This window comes from Phormidium tenue FACHB-1052 (assembly GCF_014696675.1).
GTDB lineage: Bacteria > Cyanobacteriota > Cyanobacteriia > Phormidesmidales > Phormidesmidaceae > Nodosilinea > Nodosilinea tenuis_A.
The window spans coordinates 14861-30461 of sequence record NZ_JACJQN010000026.1; the positions used below are offsets into that span (position 1 = coordinate 14861).

The following is a 15601-nucleotide window of genomic DNA, read 5'->3' on the forward strand; positions in this document are numbered from 1 at the left end:
CTTGGGAAACAAAACGTTTGACGATCCATTTTTGTCAACTAAAAATTTATCTTCCCTTTCATTAGTAAAGGGAAGATAATTGCTTCAAGGCTACTTTGATGACTCCCTTTTATTGATCAGGCTTTCTTAACGTCCAAGACAGGGTTTTGCGGGGAGCCTCTACCAAAGCTTTTTTTAGTGCTTCATTTGAGTCAAACTGAAGCTGGGAGAGATAAGAGGCATCGACCTTAACCGTAAACTTGTCGCAGGAAAATGGCCAAGGTGTTACACCTAAATCGCCGGAGTCAAGCTCATAAATGCTGTAGCGAGTGCCGTCGGGGCCATTGGTAATTTCGAGCTGGCGACCACCGACGGGTATCTGCCGCTGGGACAAGATTAACGACAGGCGATCGCACCATCGCATATAGGTATAGGCTTTTTCGGCATCCTCAGGCTTAATGTCAAGCTCGGCTTGCCACTGGGCCTGGCGGCGGCGCTGTTCTTTGAGAAAGCTGGCCATTTCTGGGTCGTCTTCTCCCTTGGCCTGGTTCAAATAGCACAGGTGCATGGAGATCAGCATTGCGACCCAGCGGCCCTGATACAGCGCTTCATCGGCGTGCTGCTGGAGTTTTTCAACCGACGATTCTTTGTCAAGGGTGAAGTCTAGGGGTGCACCGGCCTCGGTGAGTTGGTCGCCTTCCCACTCTTTTTCGAGGTGGTCGTGGTGGGCGATCGCAGCAATAGTTTCATAAAGGCGATAGGTCTTTTTGCTAAAGTCCCAGTGGCCAGCAATTTGGGCCGCTAAAAGAGCATGGGCACGGTGATAAATGATCTCCCAGCCATCGGTTTGAAGATTGACGATCATAGAGCTTGGTTTGAAGAAATAACGTGGGTAAAGCTAGTGCCGCTATGCGGAGTTCAAAGTGCAAAATGAGAAATTCCTAGGATAACCGGAGGGTTATTTCTGTTGTAGCGTACTGGCGGCGCTGTAGATGTCGAAGCCGAAACCAGTTAGGGTTTAGATTCACCCATTCAGCAGATATCCAGACGGAAAATGGCAACTTACCTCCGTCTGGATATGAGTTTAATGACTCGCTTTGCTAAAGCCAGAGATTAGCGGCTGGGAGTAAGGCGATCGACGGTGTCGGCGGCCCCATTGACCATATCTCGGGCGTTGTCAGCCGCGTTATCAGCGGCGCGCTGGGTTGATTGACCGATGTTTTTGGCGGCTTGCTGAGCCGACTGGCCAACGTCTTTGCGAGTTTCGTTAGCTCGCTGCCCCAGGGGTTTGTCAACGTTTTCTTGAATCCGCTGCTCGGCTTGGCGAATCATGCGATCGGCCTTGGCATCAGCCCCACGGGTATCCATGTCGGTGTCTTTGTGGGGATACATGCCCTCGCTCTTGGGCGGGTTGATGCTGCCAGAGCCGTTGCTGGGCGGCACTGCGGCCTGGGTGGCACCACAGGCGGTGGTCGTCAGCACGACCAGGCCCGCCAAAAAGATCACCAACCACTGCCGCAAAGCGTTGGGATTGAAAATGCGTTTTAGGGTTTGCATAACTAATGCTCCTTTGAAGAACTAAATTTGGACAATTTGTGAATTTTGGGAGAAAATCTTGGAGAGAAATTTTTGGGAAAAAAGGCTGTCGATAAAATCTTTCTTGACCTTGAGCCTTGAGCCAAAAAGCAGTTCAAAATCAAGAAAGATTGGCCTACCCACAAATTTCAGCGCACTAAGCGGCTCTACATTTGGCTCTGTAGCGACTGCTTGCTCTCCTTAAAGCGCATGCCCAGTTGCTGCTGCTCTTCGCTTGACATGTTCTTGCGAATGGCGGCAAACATAGTGCTCTCTTCCTGACGCGTGTGGTCGCCCACCATGGCCTTGAGCTGCTTAAGCTTGGCCATAAACTCGTCGCCCGCCGAAGGCATGGCTTTGAGTTCGTTGAGCAGAGTTTCCATTTCGGCTTGCTCAGCGTAGAGCTCTTGGGTGTCGTTGCCGTAAAAGGGCTTTATGGCTGGGTAGACTACGGCTTCTTCGGCCTTGGCATGCACCAGCAGATCTTTGTAGAGCTGGCCAAACAACACTTTGATTTGGTCAGCGTTGTCGGCGTTTCTGATTTCGCTCATCAGGGTTTTGGCCTTCTGGTGATCCATGAAGATCAGATCCATGACGTCGGCGGATTCTTTATCAGAGGCTTGGGTGGTGGCACTGCCCACAACGCCAGTGGCGGCAGCAACAGCATCTTGCACCCGAGCCCACAGACCTTGCTTAGGCTCCTGACCGGTGAGTTCAAGGGTGCCTAGATACTCAAGCATGCCCTTGAGCTGCTCTTGGTGGGCGCGGTTTTCAAAGTTGACGGTATTGAGGGGGGCGATCGCCGCCTCAATGTCTTTACCAACCACCTGAGCTGCTTTGTGAACCACCAGCCCCGACATCACCTGGCCGTGCTTTAACAGCTCGTGCTGGGCAATTTTTTCGTACAGGCTCAGGCGAGAGCTGGCGAGGGTGTTTTTGGCCTGGCTGACAAACTCTTGCACCGTCGGTTTGGGCTCGGCCTGTATGCCATATTGGGTGATGGCGGTTTCAACAATATCTAAGTTCTTTTGGTCATCTTCGAGCATGTCTTCCAGACGCTGGCGCAGATGGTTGTCGCTGCATTGGCTGAGAAACTGCTGCTCATTCTCAATAATTAAACCTTGAATAGCCTTGATGTCGGCTAGCTTTTCTGCGATCGCAGTTCGCTTTTGATCGGTAAGTGTGGCAGGCATTATGGAGGGGCTCCATCCGAGAATTCGCTCACAGTCTAAAAGTTCTAAACCAAGGCGATATCTGCCGATAGAGCTGATTAAATCTAAATATTACCGATGCAATCTCTTCCCCTAGGCACAGCTCTAAAACTTTCCCAAAAAATAAGGGCAATATTAAATTTAGCCAGGCAAAGCAATCCGACTGTTTTATCCCGGCGGCCCCATTTGCAGCAAAAGTTGCCCTTAACCCTGTTTTGTGGGGTTAAGAGCAACTTTCGCCGCGATAAATCTACCAGCTAGTGGGTCACAGCCACCCGGCTGACATCGACCTCGCGGGTGCCATCCAGGTGACTAGCAATATCCACAATGCGGTCTAGAGCCGTGCCGTCCACCGAGCCAGCCAAGCAGAGGGCGCTGCCGTGCTGGGTCAGAGTTAGGGTGTCGATGGAGGCCAGATCGGGCTGCTGGTCGAGAGTTTGAGCCAGCCGCCGCACCAGCCCAAAAGAGTCGTATTCCCCCTCTAGGCCCATGCACTCAGGCGGCGGCGGCGGCGAGTGCATACCCGCCTTCTCTCTCAGTTCATCGTCGTAGGTGTTGGTAAGCCCTGGAGTCATGGAGCTGTGGGATGCAGCCCCATGGGCAGGGCTATCGTCACAGTGGTCAAAATCGATTTTGTTGTGCCAAGTCATGATTCAAACCAGGTTACTAAAGGATAGTTAAGGTACTGCAACTGATCTGCCTAAGCTTGATAATCGTTTGCGTCTGTAGCCCTGTCCTCAACCTTGTCTATCAATCGACACAAAACTCCTTTCATTAAGAGTAATTGGGAGTATCTAGCGACCTAAGCTAGCCACAGACATAAATCGATCCTTTAACCAATTGCCCGCTTCTTTTAGGTTGTAAGCCAGGGGTTCTTGCACACTGAGAAACACCCGAGCACAGTTGCGCCCCGGCATACCCGAAATCGAGCCGCCTGGGTGGGTACCTGCCCCGGTCAAAAACAGCCCCTCAATGGGAGTTTGATAGTTGGCTAACTCGGGCAGCGGGCGAAAGAACACCATCTGGTCGAGGGTCATATCGATATGGTAGTGGTTGCCCTTGCGCACCCCGATGCGCTGGGTCAGCTCAGCCGGGCTTTCGACCCGGCGAGCGATGATCGACTGCTTGAGGTTGGGGGTGTAGTCCGCTAGCTTGTCGATCACGCGATCGGCAACTTTATTCTTTAGCTCGTCCGTCCAGCCCGTGCCCAGTAACCCCGTGCCTTCAGCGTCTTTGACTTGATAGGGGGCAAAAAACTCAATCCATAGGGTGTGCTGACCCGGAGGTGCCATCGACGGATCCATAACGGTAGGAACGACCACATATAGCGAGGGGTCGTGGTCAGGAATCAACCCCTGCATGGGCATGGTGTGAGCTGTTTCCACCTGAGCTACCGTGTCGGCAATCAGAACAGAGCCAATCAGGTAATCGTCTTGGTGATTGTAGGCCTCAAAGCGGGGCATCTCTGATAGAGCACAGTCAATTTTGAGAATGCCTTCGTTGTTGTTGACAATGCGGCGCTCGAGCCGCTCGCCTAGGCCAGGGGCAAAGGATTGGGCATCAGCGGCAGGCACCAAGTCTTGAAAAACCCGCTGGGCATCAATATTTGAAATCACCCCTTTGGTGGCTCGATATTCTTGGCCATCAGCCGTTCGCACCCCTTCGACTCGGCCCTCGGCGTTGATCAACAGCCGCTCTACCGATTGATCGCAGAGAATAGTGCCCCCATGATCTTCAACCATTCGCACTAGGGCAGAGACGAGGGCTCCGGTGCCGCCACGGGGGCGAGCGACTCCAGGGTTGTGGCGCAGCCCCATCATCATCGAACCGACAGCCAGAGTTTTCTCAGAGGGTGGCCCCCCGAGTTCTGACGACAGTCGCGCCAGGGGAGCTTTGACCACTTCGGTGTCAAACCACTCGTTGAGAACGTTTTCGGGACTGTTGAGCATGGTGCGCACCAGATCCAGCGTCTTGTCTACGCCTCCGAGAATCGACAGCAGATCTTTGATGTTGTGCAGGCCGTAATTGCCTAAAATGTCGACGATAGATTTTGGCGGTGCATTAAATATAGGAGTAATGGCCTGGGTGAGCTTATCCCAAAAGGCCATATATTCTTTGTATTGCGCTGCGTCTCTTTCGCTGTAGCGAGCAATTTCGGCGCAGGTTTTATCAACCGAGCGGTGGGCCAAAAATGCCCTGCCGTCGGCTTGGGGGCAATAGGTAATCGGGTCGCAAAAGAGATACTCTAACCCGTATTTCTCTAGCTCTAGCTCGTCAACGACTGGCCCTAGATGAATGAACTCATGATCAATGGCGCAGAGATTAAAACGAAAGCCGGGGGCTTCCTCTGGCAGTGCTTCTTCAGTGGTAGCAGCCCCACCTGGAATTGACCGTCGCTCTAGCAACAGAACACTGTAGCCCGCTTTCAACAGGTAACCGGCACAAACCAAACCATTGTGGCCTGCACCAATAAGGATGACATCAAACGTTTGCATAGGACGATCGCTCACAATGATGACCTGATGGTAAATAATCTGTTCCCTAGAAGCGACCTGTCGCGAGGCATAGATTCGCTAGAAATAGCTCCTTCAACTCTGCCTTAGTTAGATTTCCGAGGCAAAGTAGCAATGGCTATGGATTGCCAAAAAAATAGCTGTTTGCCGCTAAAAGAAATGCGATCGCTCAACTCAAGATAGCAGCTAGGTTTCTCTACGGCATTATCAACACAATAAACCCCCTTCTTCTACTTAGGTAGAGAAGGGGGACTAAGCAGTTAACTGATTTGGAGCAAATGGAACAACTCTTTAGCTAGCCGACATGGTTTTGGTGAGGTGCTGGCGAATTTCTCGAATTTGCTCTGCCTCAGTCTGCTTAAGCCGATTGAACAGCTCAACGCATTCCTCAGAGTTAGCTTCGCGAGCATCTTGAATATACTTGTCGTAAGCGTGTAAAGCTTCAGCTTTACTTTGCATAACGGTCAGCCAGTCGTATTCTAAATTGCTCACAACTTGCTGAGATTGGGTTCCGGTAGTCATAGCAAATTACCTCCAAATTCTGTACTTACTGTGACTCTATTTTGGGCTGACTCCCTCTCTCAAAGGAGAGTTTATGGTTGAGGCTGTAGGCTAGCCTCGGCGGGGAGAGTTAGCCGTTGGCAAATCAGTTGACTCGGGATCGGAGCTACTGGGCACATAGTCTTCGGCTTCAGAGGATGCCCCAGACCCACCAGCTCCATTTGGCCCTTCGCCAGCGGCAGCGTTGCGGGCTTCTTGCTGCATCAGTTCTGGATTCTGATGAATGGCAGCAGTTCTAGCGCCCGGATTATCGGCGACTTCTTCTAGCAGCTTGTTTTGTTCACTTTCTTTGTCGTCAACATTTGCCATCAGTTCGTTTTCTTCGCTTTCGTTATTGTTTGCCATCGGCTTTGTTCCTCATATAGTTGCCCATGTAGAGCCTTGATCATAGTCAACTAGACTGTGTCTAATTAACCTGGCGCTGGCCTATTTCTTCGTCTACTTAGGCGGCGGTAGCAAAGGGCTTGAGAACGACCTTGATGCAGTTGTCTTCTTTGTCGCGAAAGATTTTGTAGGCGCGGGGAGCTTCTTCGAGGGGCAGACGGTGGGTGATCAAGAAGGAGGGGTCGATGTCTCCCTTTTGCACCCGCTCTAGTAGCGGCTTGAGGTACTTGTGGACGTGGGTTTGGCCCGATCGCATCGTCAAGCCTTTATTCACAAAAGCACCCATCGGCATTTTGTCGATAAACCCACCGTAGACGCCGGGGACTGAGACCTTGCCCCCCTTGCGACAGGCGGCGATCGCCTGCCGTAGCACCTGAGGGCGATCGCTTTCTAGCCGCACCGCCTGTTTGACGGTGTCGTAGAGCGCCATGGGGCCGGTGCCGTGGGCTTCCATGCCGACAGCGTCGATGCAGCTATCGGGGCCGCGACCGCCGGTCATTTCCTTCAGGGCTTCCCCAGGGTCAAGCTCTTCATAGTTGAGAATTTCGGCCCCGCTGGCCTGGGCTAGGGCGAGCCGCTCGGGCACGCGATCGATGGCAATTACCCGCTCAGCGCCGAGCATAAAGGCGCTGCGAATGGCAAACTGGCCCACCGGGCCACAGCCCCATACCGCCACCGTGTCGCCGGGCTGAATGTCACAGTTTTCGGCGGCCATATAGCCAGTGGGAAAAATGTCGGTCAGAAAGAGCACCTGCTCATCGGTAAGGCCATCGGGCACCTTGAGCGGGCCGACATCGGCAAAGGGCACCCGCACATATTCGGCTTGGCCCCCCGCGTAGCCCCCCATTAAGTGAGAGTAGCCAAACAAACCCGACGGCGAATGGCCGTAAAACTTCTCGGCCATCCAGGCGTTGGGGTTGGAGTTATCGCACAGCGACCACAGATCACGCTCGCAGAAAAAGCAGCTACCGCAGGAAATGGTGAAGGGCACGACAACGCGATCGCCCTGTTTGAGGTTGCTCACCCCTGACCCGGTTTCGACCACTTCCCCCATGAACTCGTGGCCCAAAATATCTCCCGACTGCATGGTGGGAATAAAGCCGTCGTAGAGGTGTAGGTCAGACCCGCAGATCGCCGTCGAGGTGACTTTGATAATGGCGTCGCGTGGGTTCAAAATTGTCGGGTCGGGCACAGTGTCTACCCGAACATCGTGGGTGCCATGCCAACAAACTGCTTTCATTAAACTTCTCCTGAGGTAGTTACGTTCAGCGAATCTCGGTTAACGCTCGTGACAATGACGCATTACCCAGGGGTTGGGAAATAGACAATGCCTAAGGGGGTTCGGTAGCTCAGCAGGATCTCAATCTTGATTGGTATAACGATCTAAAGTAGGGTTTCTCTTGGGCTGAATGGTGCTGCGGGGCGCATCGGCGGGCAACTTCTCTGAAGACAGCCCCGGTATCAGATTTTTGAGCCGATCGCCAATGCCAGGTTCTGACTCAGCCGGTGGCTGGACGTTTTTGCCCTGGCGATCGATCGCCGTTAGATCGACGCCGCCCTGAAAGTTTTCGTTACTGACTGGGTTGCGGGTCGGGCGCACGGCGCTAGTGTCACCGGCTCCGGTGCGGGGTGCATTGGCCGCCTGGGCACTGGGCATGTAGCCGACCGACCCCACCCAAAGGGCGATCGCCAGGGCAGCCCATGCTACCCGCCGACCGAGCCGCGCCTTTCCAACGGCAGTTTTAGCGAATGAGACGAGAGAATGAAACAAAGAATTCATGGCACTAGGTCTTAAAAACATTGGTAGTCAGCGCCAGGTTAGGCTCCCTTGGGCTGACCTTCGGTGGTGGCGATTTCGCCGGTTTCCATCAACTGCTTAAAGCGGCTGAGGTCGTCGCCAATCTGCTGTTCGGGTTCTTCGCCAAAGAGCTTAGCGATCGCAGCAGCCATAGCACCGCCCGGCAGCTCATACTCCATGACGACTTTGACCTCGGTGCCGCGATCGCCGGTAGCGGGCTGAAACCGCACAAACCCTGAGTGGTTCACTTCGGCATCATCGGTCGAGGTCCAGGCGATCAGGCGATCGGGCTGGTCGTCCACAATTACCGCATCCCATTCGATGCTCTGATCGAGGGGAGCGTGGGCTACCCAGTGGGAATGCTGCGCGTCGTGAACCTGCACAGACTTGACATGACGCATAAACTGGGGCAAATTGTCGAAATTTCGCCAAAAGCTGTAGAGGTCTGCTGCCGGACGATTGATCGTGACGGTTTTCTCAACCAGAATGCTTTTTTCGATGCCAACGGCTTCGCCCACCTGCTTGAGCGTGCTTTTCTTTTGAACACCCTGATAGGCTAAGCCACCACCGGCAGCCGCCATCAAGATCCCCCGCAGCGATCGCTGCTGCAAGCCGCTGAGCACCAGAGCGCCACCGCTGATGATTGACGCCCACCGCTCCAACTTACTTGCCTCCGTATCCTTTGACGGTTGCGTGCTAACGGAATCTTCCACTTCGATAACCTCTAGGCAAAAACGCTGTGTTTATGGGCTGGGTACCTAGCCCGCTCGACGGCCAGTAGCTGTAGCTCAGAGCCATCGAGCGGGCTGGGTCTAGACACTAGAGCTGAGACGAGCGATCGGTGCTGAGCTCAGAGCCCGTGCCGTCGCGCAGGAAGGCAGGGGTCTTCTTGTCGAAGTAGTTGTTGATGAAGGTATTCACCGCCGATAGCACCAGCGGGCCTACCAAAAAGCCGATGATGCCGCTGATATAAAAGCCAGGCACCACTAGGGAGGCCACCCACAGGCAGAGGCCATTTAGCACTAGCGAAAATGCCCCAAAGCTAACAGCGTTGATGGGCATGGTCACTGTTTGCAGCGCTGGCTTAACAAAGGCGTTGACCAAACCGACTGAGACAGCCGCGATCGCCGCTGCGGTGAGGGTGTCGATGGTAACCCCAGGCACAACGAGATCCACGACCAGCAGGCTAAGGGCCGTTGCCAAGCCAGATAAAAGAATGCTCCACATAGTGTCATCTCCTGAAAAACTACAAGCCTTGGATAAGTGAAGTTTTGCCGGGCCGAATTGAAGTAGTTGACACCTCAAAAAGCCAGAGCAACTGCAAATGGTTTAATTTGCTTCGCTTAATTCCACGGTAAAAACCTATGCCGGCATGTGTGTCTACTATTGGATAGATAAGCCCAAAATATGTCCAAAATCTGTCCTGGTGTCTTTCCAAGGATCAGAGATCTTGCTGGCCACGAAACACCAGAAATCGAAACACTTCCTTGCTCAGAAAGCCGACTGAAAGCCAAAATTTTCCAACCATGGCGAAAAAAGAAGACGCGATCGACAGGCTATGTCTTTTGACATAGTCACCTTACTGCCGCCGGGAGATATAGAATTTGGCCGGGTTGTGTAAACTGCTGAGTTAAGCGGTGAATTGCGCTAGCGAAACGCGATCGCTCTGTGCCTTCACCTACAAATTTTGATTGGAGTAGACCTATGTTGATATCGTTATCAATTGGAATGGTGGTGGTCGGTTTAGGGTTAGCCCTAATGCTGGTGCGTCTCCCCAAAGCTGGGCGGTCTGGCTTAGTAGCCATGGCCTGTTTGGCTGTCATGCTGGTTGGCTTCACCCAGCCCGCCTTCGCTGGCGCAGTTAATGGTGCTGCACTGACCGATGAGCAAAAAGACCTCAACGAAACGCTTCAGTCCACGCCCAACGACAGTCAATATGAGGGCATCGAGTATGCCGATGTCAAAGGCACTCCTTTGGGCGATCAGGAAATCACCGACAGAATTATGAGCAAAGTTCCTGACAACCTCAAGGTTGGCGTCTCTAACGGTGCTGTACAGCTATCGGGCAAGGTAAAAAGTCGCGACACAGCCCGAGCCATCATCGAAGATGTCAAGTCTATTCCTGGAGTACATGAGGTTTCCTACGATCTAGGTCTCAAGGAAATCACTCAATAGGCAACAGATAAAAGACCTATTTAATCGGCGGCGCACCGCCGATTTTTTTGTGCCTAAATCAGCTCAAAATTCTACTATTCTCGTTTATTGACCCCCGAAATCAAGAAATCTCGCCCAGTAGCGCATGCAATAAATATAGGAGTATATGGAAGCAGCCTAAGAAACTTTCTTTAGCCACAGACATAATTATTTGAGACTAATTCATGCTCAGTGAAGTCAAGCCTTCGCAACCATCATTGATGTAGCGTGAGGGTCGCCACTGACAGCAGCCCTCACGCAGCTTCTTGAAAGGGCTAGGCGGCGCGATCGCAATCGATCATCCACGGTGTGCCAAACTGATCGACTACCATACCAAACCGAGCTGCCCAAAACGTCTCCTGAATAGGCATCTTAATCGTGCCGTTTTCGGCCAGGGCAGCAAAGATGTGCTCTGCTTTTTCAGGATCTTCAACGTTGATTAAGACCGACAGGCCTTTAGGCTCCTCAAAGTATCCTGGCATGCTGTCAGCTCCCATAAGCTCTTGATCGCCTAGGATTAGCTGAGAGTGCATGATTTTGTCGCGCCACTCTTCAGGCACTTGGTCGGCCATGGGCGATTCTCCATAGGTCATCTTGTCACCAACTTTGCCGCCTAAGACCTGGGCATAGTACGCAAAGGCAGTCTCGCAATTGCCATTAAAGTTGAGGTAAGAATACAGTTTCATAACGCCCTCCTAGGGCTAAAAAATTAGTGAATCGAGGCGTTGCTGATCAGCAGTATGATTTGCCCCCCTAATCCCCCAATTCTGGGGGAACCAGACAACCTCAAAGTCCCCCAAAATTGGGGGGTTGGGGAGCCGATGCAGCAACCGTTGCTTTTGCAGATTCATTCCTCAATTCAGCAACGCCTTAGTGAATCGAAACTGGGTTTCAGGGTCAAGCGATCAAGAACTCAGCTAGTAGAAAGAACCAATGGGCAAAACGCATCGCGAAGGCAGGTGTGGCGGGTTCGCGCGAATTGATGACACACCCGATAAACATTTACTGGGGGACAGCGCTGGGTTCCATATACATCAGCTCCCAAATATGACCGTCTAAATCTTGGAAGCCGTGGGCATACATAAATCCGTAATCTTGGGGGTCGTTATAGGTTGATCCACCGCTGCTGACGGCTTTGCCGACCAGGCTATCAACCTCTTCGCGGCTATCGCAGGATAGGCACAGCAAAACTTCGGTATTTTGGGTTGCGTCGCAGATCGCGTTAGGCGTAAAGGTTTTGAACTTATCGTTGGTCAAAAGCATGACGTAAATGTCATCGCTGACGATCATGCAGGTAGCGGTTTCATCGGTGAATTGAGGATTAAACGTGAAGCCAAGTTGACTAAAGAAGTCAACCGACTGATCGAGGTTTTTAATCGGCAGGTTAACAAAAATTTTGCGGCCCATGGTGGGTCTCCTTTTAGTTATGGAACTATTTCCAGGGATCGAGTTGAGGGCAGGGGGATATTTATAACTAGAACCGCCCTGCTTTGTTAGTTAGTCGAACGGAGGTTAGCGAGATCGACAGGTAGAGGTACTTTTTTGAGAAAGAACGACAAAGATCGGTTTCTACTGGCCCGATGGCAGGCCGACCAATTCCACTAAGGGGCGAATTTCGACGGTGCCTTTGTGAACAGAGGGAATGCGACCCGCGATCGCGATCGCATCATCCAAATCTTCCGCCTCAATCAGAAAATAACCGCCGAGCTGTTCTCGGGTTTCGGCAAAGGGGCCGTCGGTCACCAGGCGTTTGCCGTCGCGCACTCGCACGCTGGTAGCTGTAGCCACCGATTGCAGGGGCGACGCGCCCAAATACTGGCCGCTGGCGTGGAGATCCTGGGTCAGTTTGACCGAGTCCTGGTAGCAGCGCTCCTGCTCGCCCTCACTCCAAACGTTTTCGTCGCTGTAAATTAGCAGCATATATTTCATGGTTTAGCTCCTAAGGTTGACGGCTGACAATCGACTACTGCCGCCAGTAGTGGGCAGTCATAAACTGATGCCAATTCCCCTCGCCAGTGAGAATCTGCGATGTCATAATCCGGTGGTCATCGCTGACAAATTCAATGATGTCTTTGTACGGAGCCATCGAGTTTTGACTAAAATCAGGCCCTTCAGTGTCTAGGGTTAGCGTCTGCCTAGCCTCATCTAAAGAACCGTTGTAAACCCACATGTGGATCATCATGGAGCCGACAAAAGTACCGATATAGCGCTGCGTTTCGGGATTGTAGCCCAGGGTCATCAGGGTAGTGCCGGTGTCACCGTCGGGCATTTCGCTTTCACCTTCAGCTACAACCCAAAGGCCGCCCAGGGTGCGAACCACTTCTGTGCCGCGAGTTTTTGAAGGCGGCTGATCTGGCCCCATGCTGCACTCACATTCGCTGACCCATCTGCCAACTAGCCGGTCAAGCCACTGGTGTTCTGCTTGCGGTTCAATATGCATAATGTTCCTCCAGTTTTTTACTTTTTACGTACGGGGTTAAATCAATCAGCGGTCGGAATTAGGTTTAGCCGAGCTGGCGTTGACCTGCTCCCACCCGTTGGTCAAAGGCGTTAGCCATAGGTTGGTCGCTGCGGCCAGCCCGCAGGAGAATCTTCAAAGTCTTGCTGCCGACCATAGGGGGTGAGATCGAGCAGGCTGTAGGCATCGGTTAAGCCTTCGCAGCCGCGAGCATAGGTCGAATAGGTGTGAAAAACCTCATCGTCAATGCGAAAGAACACGCTCATGCCGTGGCTTTCGCCCTGCATGAAGTGCTGTTCCTGCTGATCGCGGTAGTTGTACTGCACCGGGGCTACCGCCGCATCAAGGGTGACGTGAAAATCGTAGTTAAAGTCGCTGCCAAAGGACGAAAACCAGGGCAGAGTCCAGCCTTGGCGGGCTTTGTATTGCTCAAGCTTGGCTAGCGGCGCACGGGATATGAGCACGAAGGTGGTGTCGCGATCGCCCAGCAGACTCAGATCGCCGATGGCATTGACCAGGCCAGTGCAGCCCGAGCAGCCGTTCTCCCACTCGGGGTCAAACATAAAGTGATAGACCAGGAGCTGCCGGCGACCCTCAAACAGATCGAGCAGGCTAGTCTCACCTTCCGGCCCTGCGAATATATAGGTTTTGTCTAGCTTGACCATGGGCAGGCGGCGACGCTTGGCATTGACGCGATCGCGCTGTTTAGTCAGGGCTTTCTCGTCCGCTAAAAGCGCTTTTCGTTCCGCCAGCCAGGTGTCAGCCGACACTACGGGCGGATGGGCAAGAGTAGTGGTAGTCATGGCAATCTCTCCGTAAATTTCTAAGGGGAATTTGGTAGGTTGGGTAGAGCGCTAGCGGAACCCAACGGCGGCGGGCTTGGTTGGGTTGCACTGCGTTTCACCCAACCTACACAAGGCTTGATTTGCGCTCAGTGCAGGTTGGTCTGGAGGGTTTGGCTTTGGTTAACCTGGGCGTTAATCTCTTCATCCGCTGGACGAATCTCAAAAGGGCCGTTGCGCACTCCGGGATGGCGTGACATCAGCTGAATGGCGTGGTTGAGATCGCGGGCCTCCAGCATCAAGATGCCGCCGATCTGCTCCTTGGTTTCGGCAAAGGGACCATCGGTGACGACAACTTGACCGTTCTGGTATCGCAGCGTCGCCGCATTGCGAACGCTTTGCAGCGCTTCTCCACCGATAAAGTGACCGCCCCGCCGCAGTTCGTCATCGTAGGCAAAACAGTCGGCCATTAGCTCTCCCTGTTCGGCTTCAGAAAGCCGATCCCACTGCGTTTCGTCGAAATAGCCTAGACAGATGAATTTCATAATTGCCTCCAAAATTTAGGTCTAATGCCAAATCCTGTCTGCGTTTCCCGCGTTGTAGGGGCGCATCGCCTGCGCCTTCAAGACATTAGGTTGGCAGCAAGGCGATTGACTTTGAATTTGGCCTGAATTTCTCACCTTTGTGAATTAGTCGTTTGGCTGGAGGGCAGATCGACAGCAGCGAAAAAGTTTTTTCTAAATTTTTTGGAATGCCTGACTACGGAGCTAAATCAATCATTCAATGGAGGGCTTAAGAACCGAGGATTAAGGGTTAGACGAATTTCTGTCCCTGTTCGGTAACGCCAGTCAGACCAGTTCGCGCAGACGGCTTTCGAGAAACCGGCGCTCGGGTTCTTGCTTGACTAAATCGAGCGCTCGCTGATAGGACGCCTTGGCTTCAGCAGTTTCTCCTAGCTGGCGGCAGAGATCGGCTCGGGCCGCGTGGGCCAGGTGGTAGTGGGCTAGATCGCCCTCCGCGAGAATCTCATCTAGCAGGTGCAGGCCCGCCTGGGGGCCGTCGCGCATCGCCACGGCTACGGCTCGGTTGAGGTGGACGACGGGGGTCGGTTCGATCTGGGCCAGCAGGCTGTATAACCCGACAATCTGCGCCCAGTCGGTGGCGGTCGGGTCGGGGGCCTCGGCATGGACGGCGGCGATCGCTGCCTGAACCCCATAAGGCCCCACCTGCCTTGAGGATAGGGCCTGCTGCACCAGCGATCGCCCCTCGGCGATCTGCTCCTGGTTCCACAGGGCGCGATTTTGATCGGCTAAGAGAATTAGATCGCCCGAGGGAGTGGTGCGGGCCTGACGGCGCGACTCTTGCAGCAGCATCAACGCCAGCAGCCCCATCACCTCGGCACTGGGCAGCAGCTCTAGCACCAGTCGCCCCAGCCGAATCGCCTCGCCTGAGAGGTCGGCCCGCGTCAGCGATGGGCCAGAGGAAGCCGCATACCCTTCGTTAAACACCAGATAGATCACCTGCAAGACGGTGTCTAGGCGATCGGGCAGGTCTTCTAGGGCGGGCACCTGGTAGGGAATGCCCGCCGCGCGGATTTTGGCCTTGGCCCGCACAATGCGCTGGGCCAGGGTGGGTGGGGCTAGCAAAAAGGCGCTGGCAATTTCTTCGGTCTTGAGGCCGCAGACCTCGCGCAGGGTGAGAGCTACCTGGGCCTCCTGGGGCAGAGCCGGGTGGCAGCAGGTGAAAATCAGCCGCAGGCGATCGTCCTCAAGATCATCGTCGGGCAGGTCGGCTTGGGCATCGAGCTTTTGGGCTAGCTCGGCCAATGACGCATCGAAGCGGGTGCGGCGGCGCAGGTTATCGATCGCCCTAAAGCGACCCACCGACACCAGCCACGGCCTTGGTTTAGCTGGCACCCCATCTCGCGGCCACTGAGCCATCGCCACGGCGAAGGCATCGTGCAGCGCTTCTTCGGCCAGGTCAAAATCCCCCAGTAGGCGAATCAGCGTGGCAAAAACCCGACGCGACTCAGCCCGATAGATAGCATCTACTTGCCTCTGTATCTGGAGGGGGTCGTTCATGGTTAGCGCTCCTGCCAGCAAAGTCGGTCAGCTAAATTCATTTTAATGTAGTGCAATTGTACTGAC

The 15601-nt window shown here is 53.6% G+C and carries 19 protein-coding genes; 1 reads left to right on the forward strand and 18 read right to left on the reverse strand.

Annotated features, from left to right (window positions below; all coding sequences use genetic code 11):
• Nucleotides 1-109 precede the first annotated feature (109 nt).
• The 11 genes from H6G07_RS24340 to H6G07_RS24390 form a co-directional block, all read right to left on the reverse strand.
• Nucleotides 110-844, reverse strand: a complete 735-nt coding sequence (locus H6G07_RS24340) for a DUF3891 family protein (RefSeq protein WP_073610951.1) — start codon at nt 842-844, stop codon at nt 110-112.
• A gap of 248 nt (nt 845-1092) precedes the next feature.
• On the reverse strand, nt 1093-1536 hold the full coding sequence (locus tag H6G07_RS24345) for a hypothetical protein (RefSeq protein WP_073610950.1): 444 nt from the start codon (nt 1534-1536) through the stop codon (nt 1093-1095).
• Between the two features lie 185 nt (nt 1537-1721).
• Nucleotides 1722-2747: a hemerythrin domain-containing protein gene (locus H6G07_RS24350; RefSeq protein WP_073610949.1), complete on the reverse strand. Its 1026-nt coding sequence runs from the start codon at nt 2745-2747 to the stop codon at nt 1722-1724.
• Between the two features lie 275 nt (nt 2748-3022).
• Nucleotides 3023-3415, reverse strand: coding sequence for a hypothetical protein (locus H6G07_RS24355; RefSeq protein ID WP_073610948.1), 393 nt, complete (start codon nt 3413-3415; stop codon nt 3023-3025).
• 144 nt (nt 3416-3559) lie between these two features.
• Nucleotides 3560-5260, reverse strand: coding sequence for a beta-carotene ketolase CrtO (gene crtO, locus H6G07_RS24360; protein WP_073610947.1), 1701 nt, complete (start codon nt 5258-5260; stop codon nt 3560-3562).
• A 309-nt stretch (nt 5261-5569) separates the two neighbouring features.
• Complete coding sequence (locus H6G07_RS24365; RefSeq protein ID WP_073610946.1) at nt 5570-5800, reverse strand: hypothetical protein; 231 nt, start codon at nt 5798-5800, stop codon at nt 5570-5572.
• Nucleotides 5801-5890: 90 nt separating this feature from the next.
• On the reverse strand, nt 5891-6184 hold the full coding sequence (locus tag H6G07_RS24370) for a hypothetical protein (RefSeq protein ID WP_199312416.1): 294 nt from the start codon (nt 6182-6184) through the stop codon (nt 5891-5893).
• A 97-nt stretch (nt 6185-6281) separates the two neighbouring features.
• Nucleotides 6282-7463: a zinc-dependent alcohol dehydrogenase gene (locus H6G07_RS24375; protein ID WP_073610945.1), complete on the reverse strand. Its 1182-nt coding sequence runs from the start codon at nt 7461-7463 to the stop codon at nt 6282-6284.
• A 120-nt stretch (nt 7464-7583) separates the two neighbouring features.
• The gene (locus H6G07_RS24380; protein ID WP_073610944.1) at nt 7584-8003 is read right to left on the reverse strand and encodes a hypothetical protein; all 420 of its coding nucleotides are present in this window, start codon (nt 8001-8003) and stop codon (nt 7584-7586) included.
• A 38-nt stretch (nt 8004-8041) separates the two neighbouring features.
• A complete protein-coding gene (locus H6G07_RS24385; RefSeq protein WP_242026974.1) occupies nt 8042-8683 on the reverse strand; it encodes an SRPBCC family protein in 642 nt (213 codons plus the stop codon).
• Nucleotides 8684-8840: 157 nt separating this feature from the next.
• Nucleotides 8841-9248, reverse strand: coding sequence for a phage holin family protein (locus H6G07_RS24390; protein ID WP_073610942.1), 408 nt, complete (start codon nt 9246-9248; stop codon nt 8841-8843).
• A gap of 477 nt (nt 9249-9725) precedes the next feature.
• Between H6G07_RS24390 and H6G07_RS24395 the strand changes: the two genes are divergently transcribed.
• Entirely contained in the window at nt 9726-10196 is a 471-nt protein-coding gene (locus H6G07_RS24395; protein ID WP_084173639.1) for a BON domain-containing protein, read from the forward strand.
• A gap of 293 nt (nt 10197-10489) precedes the next feature.
• Here the strand turns inward: H6G07_RS24395 and H6G07_RS24400 are convergent, their stop codons facing one another.
• The 7 genes from H6G07_RS24400 to H6G07_RS24430 all read right to left on the reverse strand — a co-directional run bounded on the left by H6G07_RS24400 (nt 10490) and on the right by H6G07_RS24430 (nt 15535).
• The gene (locus H6G07_RS24400; protein WP_073610940.1) at nt 10490-10900 is read right to left on the reverse strand and encodes a VOC family protein; all 411 of its coding nucleotides are present in this window, start codon (nt 10898-10900) and stop codon (nt 10490-10492) included.
• A gap of 316 nt (nt 10901-11216) precedes the next feature.
• On the reverse strand, nt 11217-11621 hold the full coding sequence (locus tag H6G07_RS24405) for a VOC family protein (RefSeq protein ID WP_073610939.1): 405 nt from the start codon (nt 11619-11621) through the stop codon (nt 11217-11219).
• Between the two features lie 162 nt (nt 11622-11783).
• Nucleotides 11784-12143: a YciI family protein gene (locus H6G07_RS24410; protein WP_073610938.1), complete on the reverse strand. Its 360-nt coding sequence runs from the start codon at nt 12141-12143 to the stop codon at nt 11784-11786.
• A 34-nt stretch (nt 12144-12177) separates the two neighbouring features.
• Nucleotides 12178-12654, reverse strand: a complete 477-nt coding sequence (locus H6G07_RS24415; RefSeq protein WP_073610937.1) for a DUF1579 domain-containing protein — start codon at nt 12652-12654, stop codon at nt 12178-12180.
• A gap of 110 nt (nt 12655-12764) precedes the next feature.
• Nucleotides 12765-13475 (reverse strand): DUF899 domain-containing protein, encoded by a 711-nt coding sequence (locus tag H6G07_RS24420; protein WP_073610936.1) that lies wholly within the window; start codon nt 13473-13475, stop codon nt 12765-12767.
• 128 nt (nt 13476-13603) lie between these two features.
• Nucleotides 13604-13999: a YciI family protein gene (locus tag H6G07_RS24425; protein ID WP_073610935.1), complete on the reverse strand. Its 396-nt coding sequence runs from the start codon at nt 13997-13999 to the stop codon at nt 13604-13606.
• Between the two features lie 303 nt (nt 14000-14302).
• A complete protein-coding gene (locus H6G07_RS24430) occupies nt 14303-15535 on the reverse strand; it encodes an RNA polymerase sigma factor (RefSeq protein WP_073610934.1) in 1233 nt (410 codons plus the stop codon).
• Nucleotides 15536-15601: the final 66 nt, after the last annotated feature.

What these genes read in the sequence shown, in the direction of transcription:
- H6G07_RS24340 (WP_073610951.1), bottom strand. Translation starts at nt 844, where the DNA reads ATGATCGTCAATCTTCAAACCGATGGCTGGGAGATCATTTATCACCGT.
- H6G07_RS24345 (WP_073610950.1), bottom strand. Translation starts at nt 1,536, where the DNA reads ATGCAAACCCTAAAACGCATTTTCAATCCCAACGCTTTGCGGCAGTGG.
- H6G07_RS24350 (WP_073610949.1), bottom strand. Translation starts at nt 2,747, where the DNA reads ATGCCTGCCACACTTACCGATCAAAAGCGAACTGCGATCGCAGAAAAG.
- H6G07_RS24355 (WP_073610948.1), bottom strand. Translation starts at nt 3,415, where the DNA reads ATGACTTGGCACAACAAAATCGATTTTGACCACTGTGACGATAGCCCT.
- crtO (WP_073610947.1), bottom strand. Translation starts at nt 5,260, where the DNA reads ATGCAAACGTTTGATGTCATCCTTATTGGTGCAGGCCACAATGGTTTG.
- H6G07_RS24365 (WP_073610946.1), bottom strand. Translation starts at nt 5,800, where the DNA reads ATGACTACCGGAACCCAATCTCAGCAAGTTGTGAGCAATTTAGAATAC.
- H6G07_RS24370 (WP_199312416.1), bottom strand. Translation starts at nt 6,184, where the DNA reads ATGGCAAACAATAACGAAAGCGAAGAAAACGAACTGATGGCAAATGTT.
- H6G07_RS24375 (WP_073610945.1), bottom strand. Translation starts at nt 7,463, where the DNA reads ATGAAAGCAGTTTGTTGGCATGGCACCCACGATGTTCGGGTAGACACT.
- H6G07_RS24380 (WP_073610944.1), bottom strand. Translation starts at nt 8,003, where the DNA reads ATGAATTCTTTGTTTCATTCTCTCGTCTCATTCGCTAAAACTGCCGTT.
- H6G07_RS24390 (WP_073610942.1), bottom strand. Translation starts at nt 9,248, where the DNA reads ATGTGGAGCATTCTTTTATCTGGCTTGGCAACGGCCCTTAGCCTGCTG.
- H6G07_RS24395 (WP_084173639.1), top strand. Translation starts at nt 9,726, where the DNA reads ATGTTGATATCGTTATCAATTGGAATGGTGGTGGTCGGTTTAGGGTTA.
- H6G07_RS24400 (WP_073610940.1), bottom strand. Translation starts at nt 10,900, where the DNA reads ATGAAACTGTATTCTTACCTCAACTTTAATGGCAATTGCGAGACTGCC.
- H6G07_RS24405 (WP_073610939.1), bottom strand. Translation starts at nt 11,621, where the DNA reads ATGGGCCGCAAAATTTTTGTTAACCTGCCGATTAAAAACCTCGATCAG.
- H6G07_RS24410 (WP_073610938.1), bottom strand. Translation starts at nt 12,143, where the DNA reads ATGAAATATATGCTGCTAATTTACAGCGACGAAAACGTTTGGAGTGAG.
- H6G07_RS24415 (WP_073610937.1), bottom strand. Translation starts at nt 12,654, where the DNA reads ATGCATATTGAACCGCAAGCAGAACACCAGTGGCTTGACCGGCTAGTT.
- H6G07_RS24420 (WP_073610936.1), bottom strand. Translation starts at nt 13,475, where the DNA reads ATGACTACCACTACTCTTGCCCATCCGCCCGTAGTGTCGGCTGACACC.
- H6G07_RS24425 (WP_073610935.1), bottom strand. Translation starts at nt 13,999, where the DNA reads ATGAAATTCATCTGTCTAGGCTATTTCGACGAAACGCAGTGGGATCGG.
- H6G07_RS24430 (WP_073610934.1), bottom strand. Translation starts at nt 15,535, where the DNA reads ATGAACGACCCCCTCCAGATACAGAGGCAAGTAGATGCTATCTATCGG.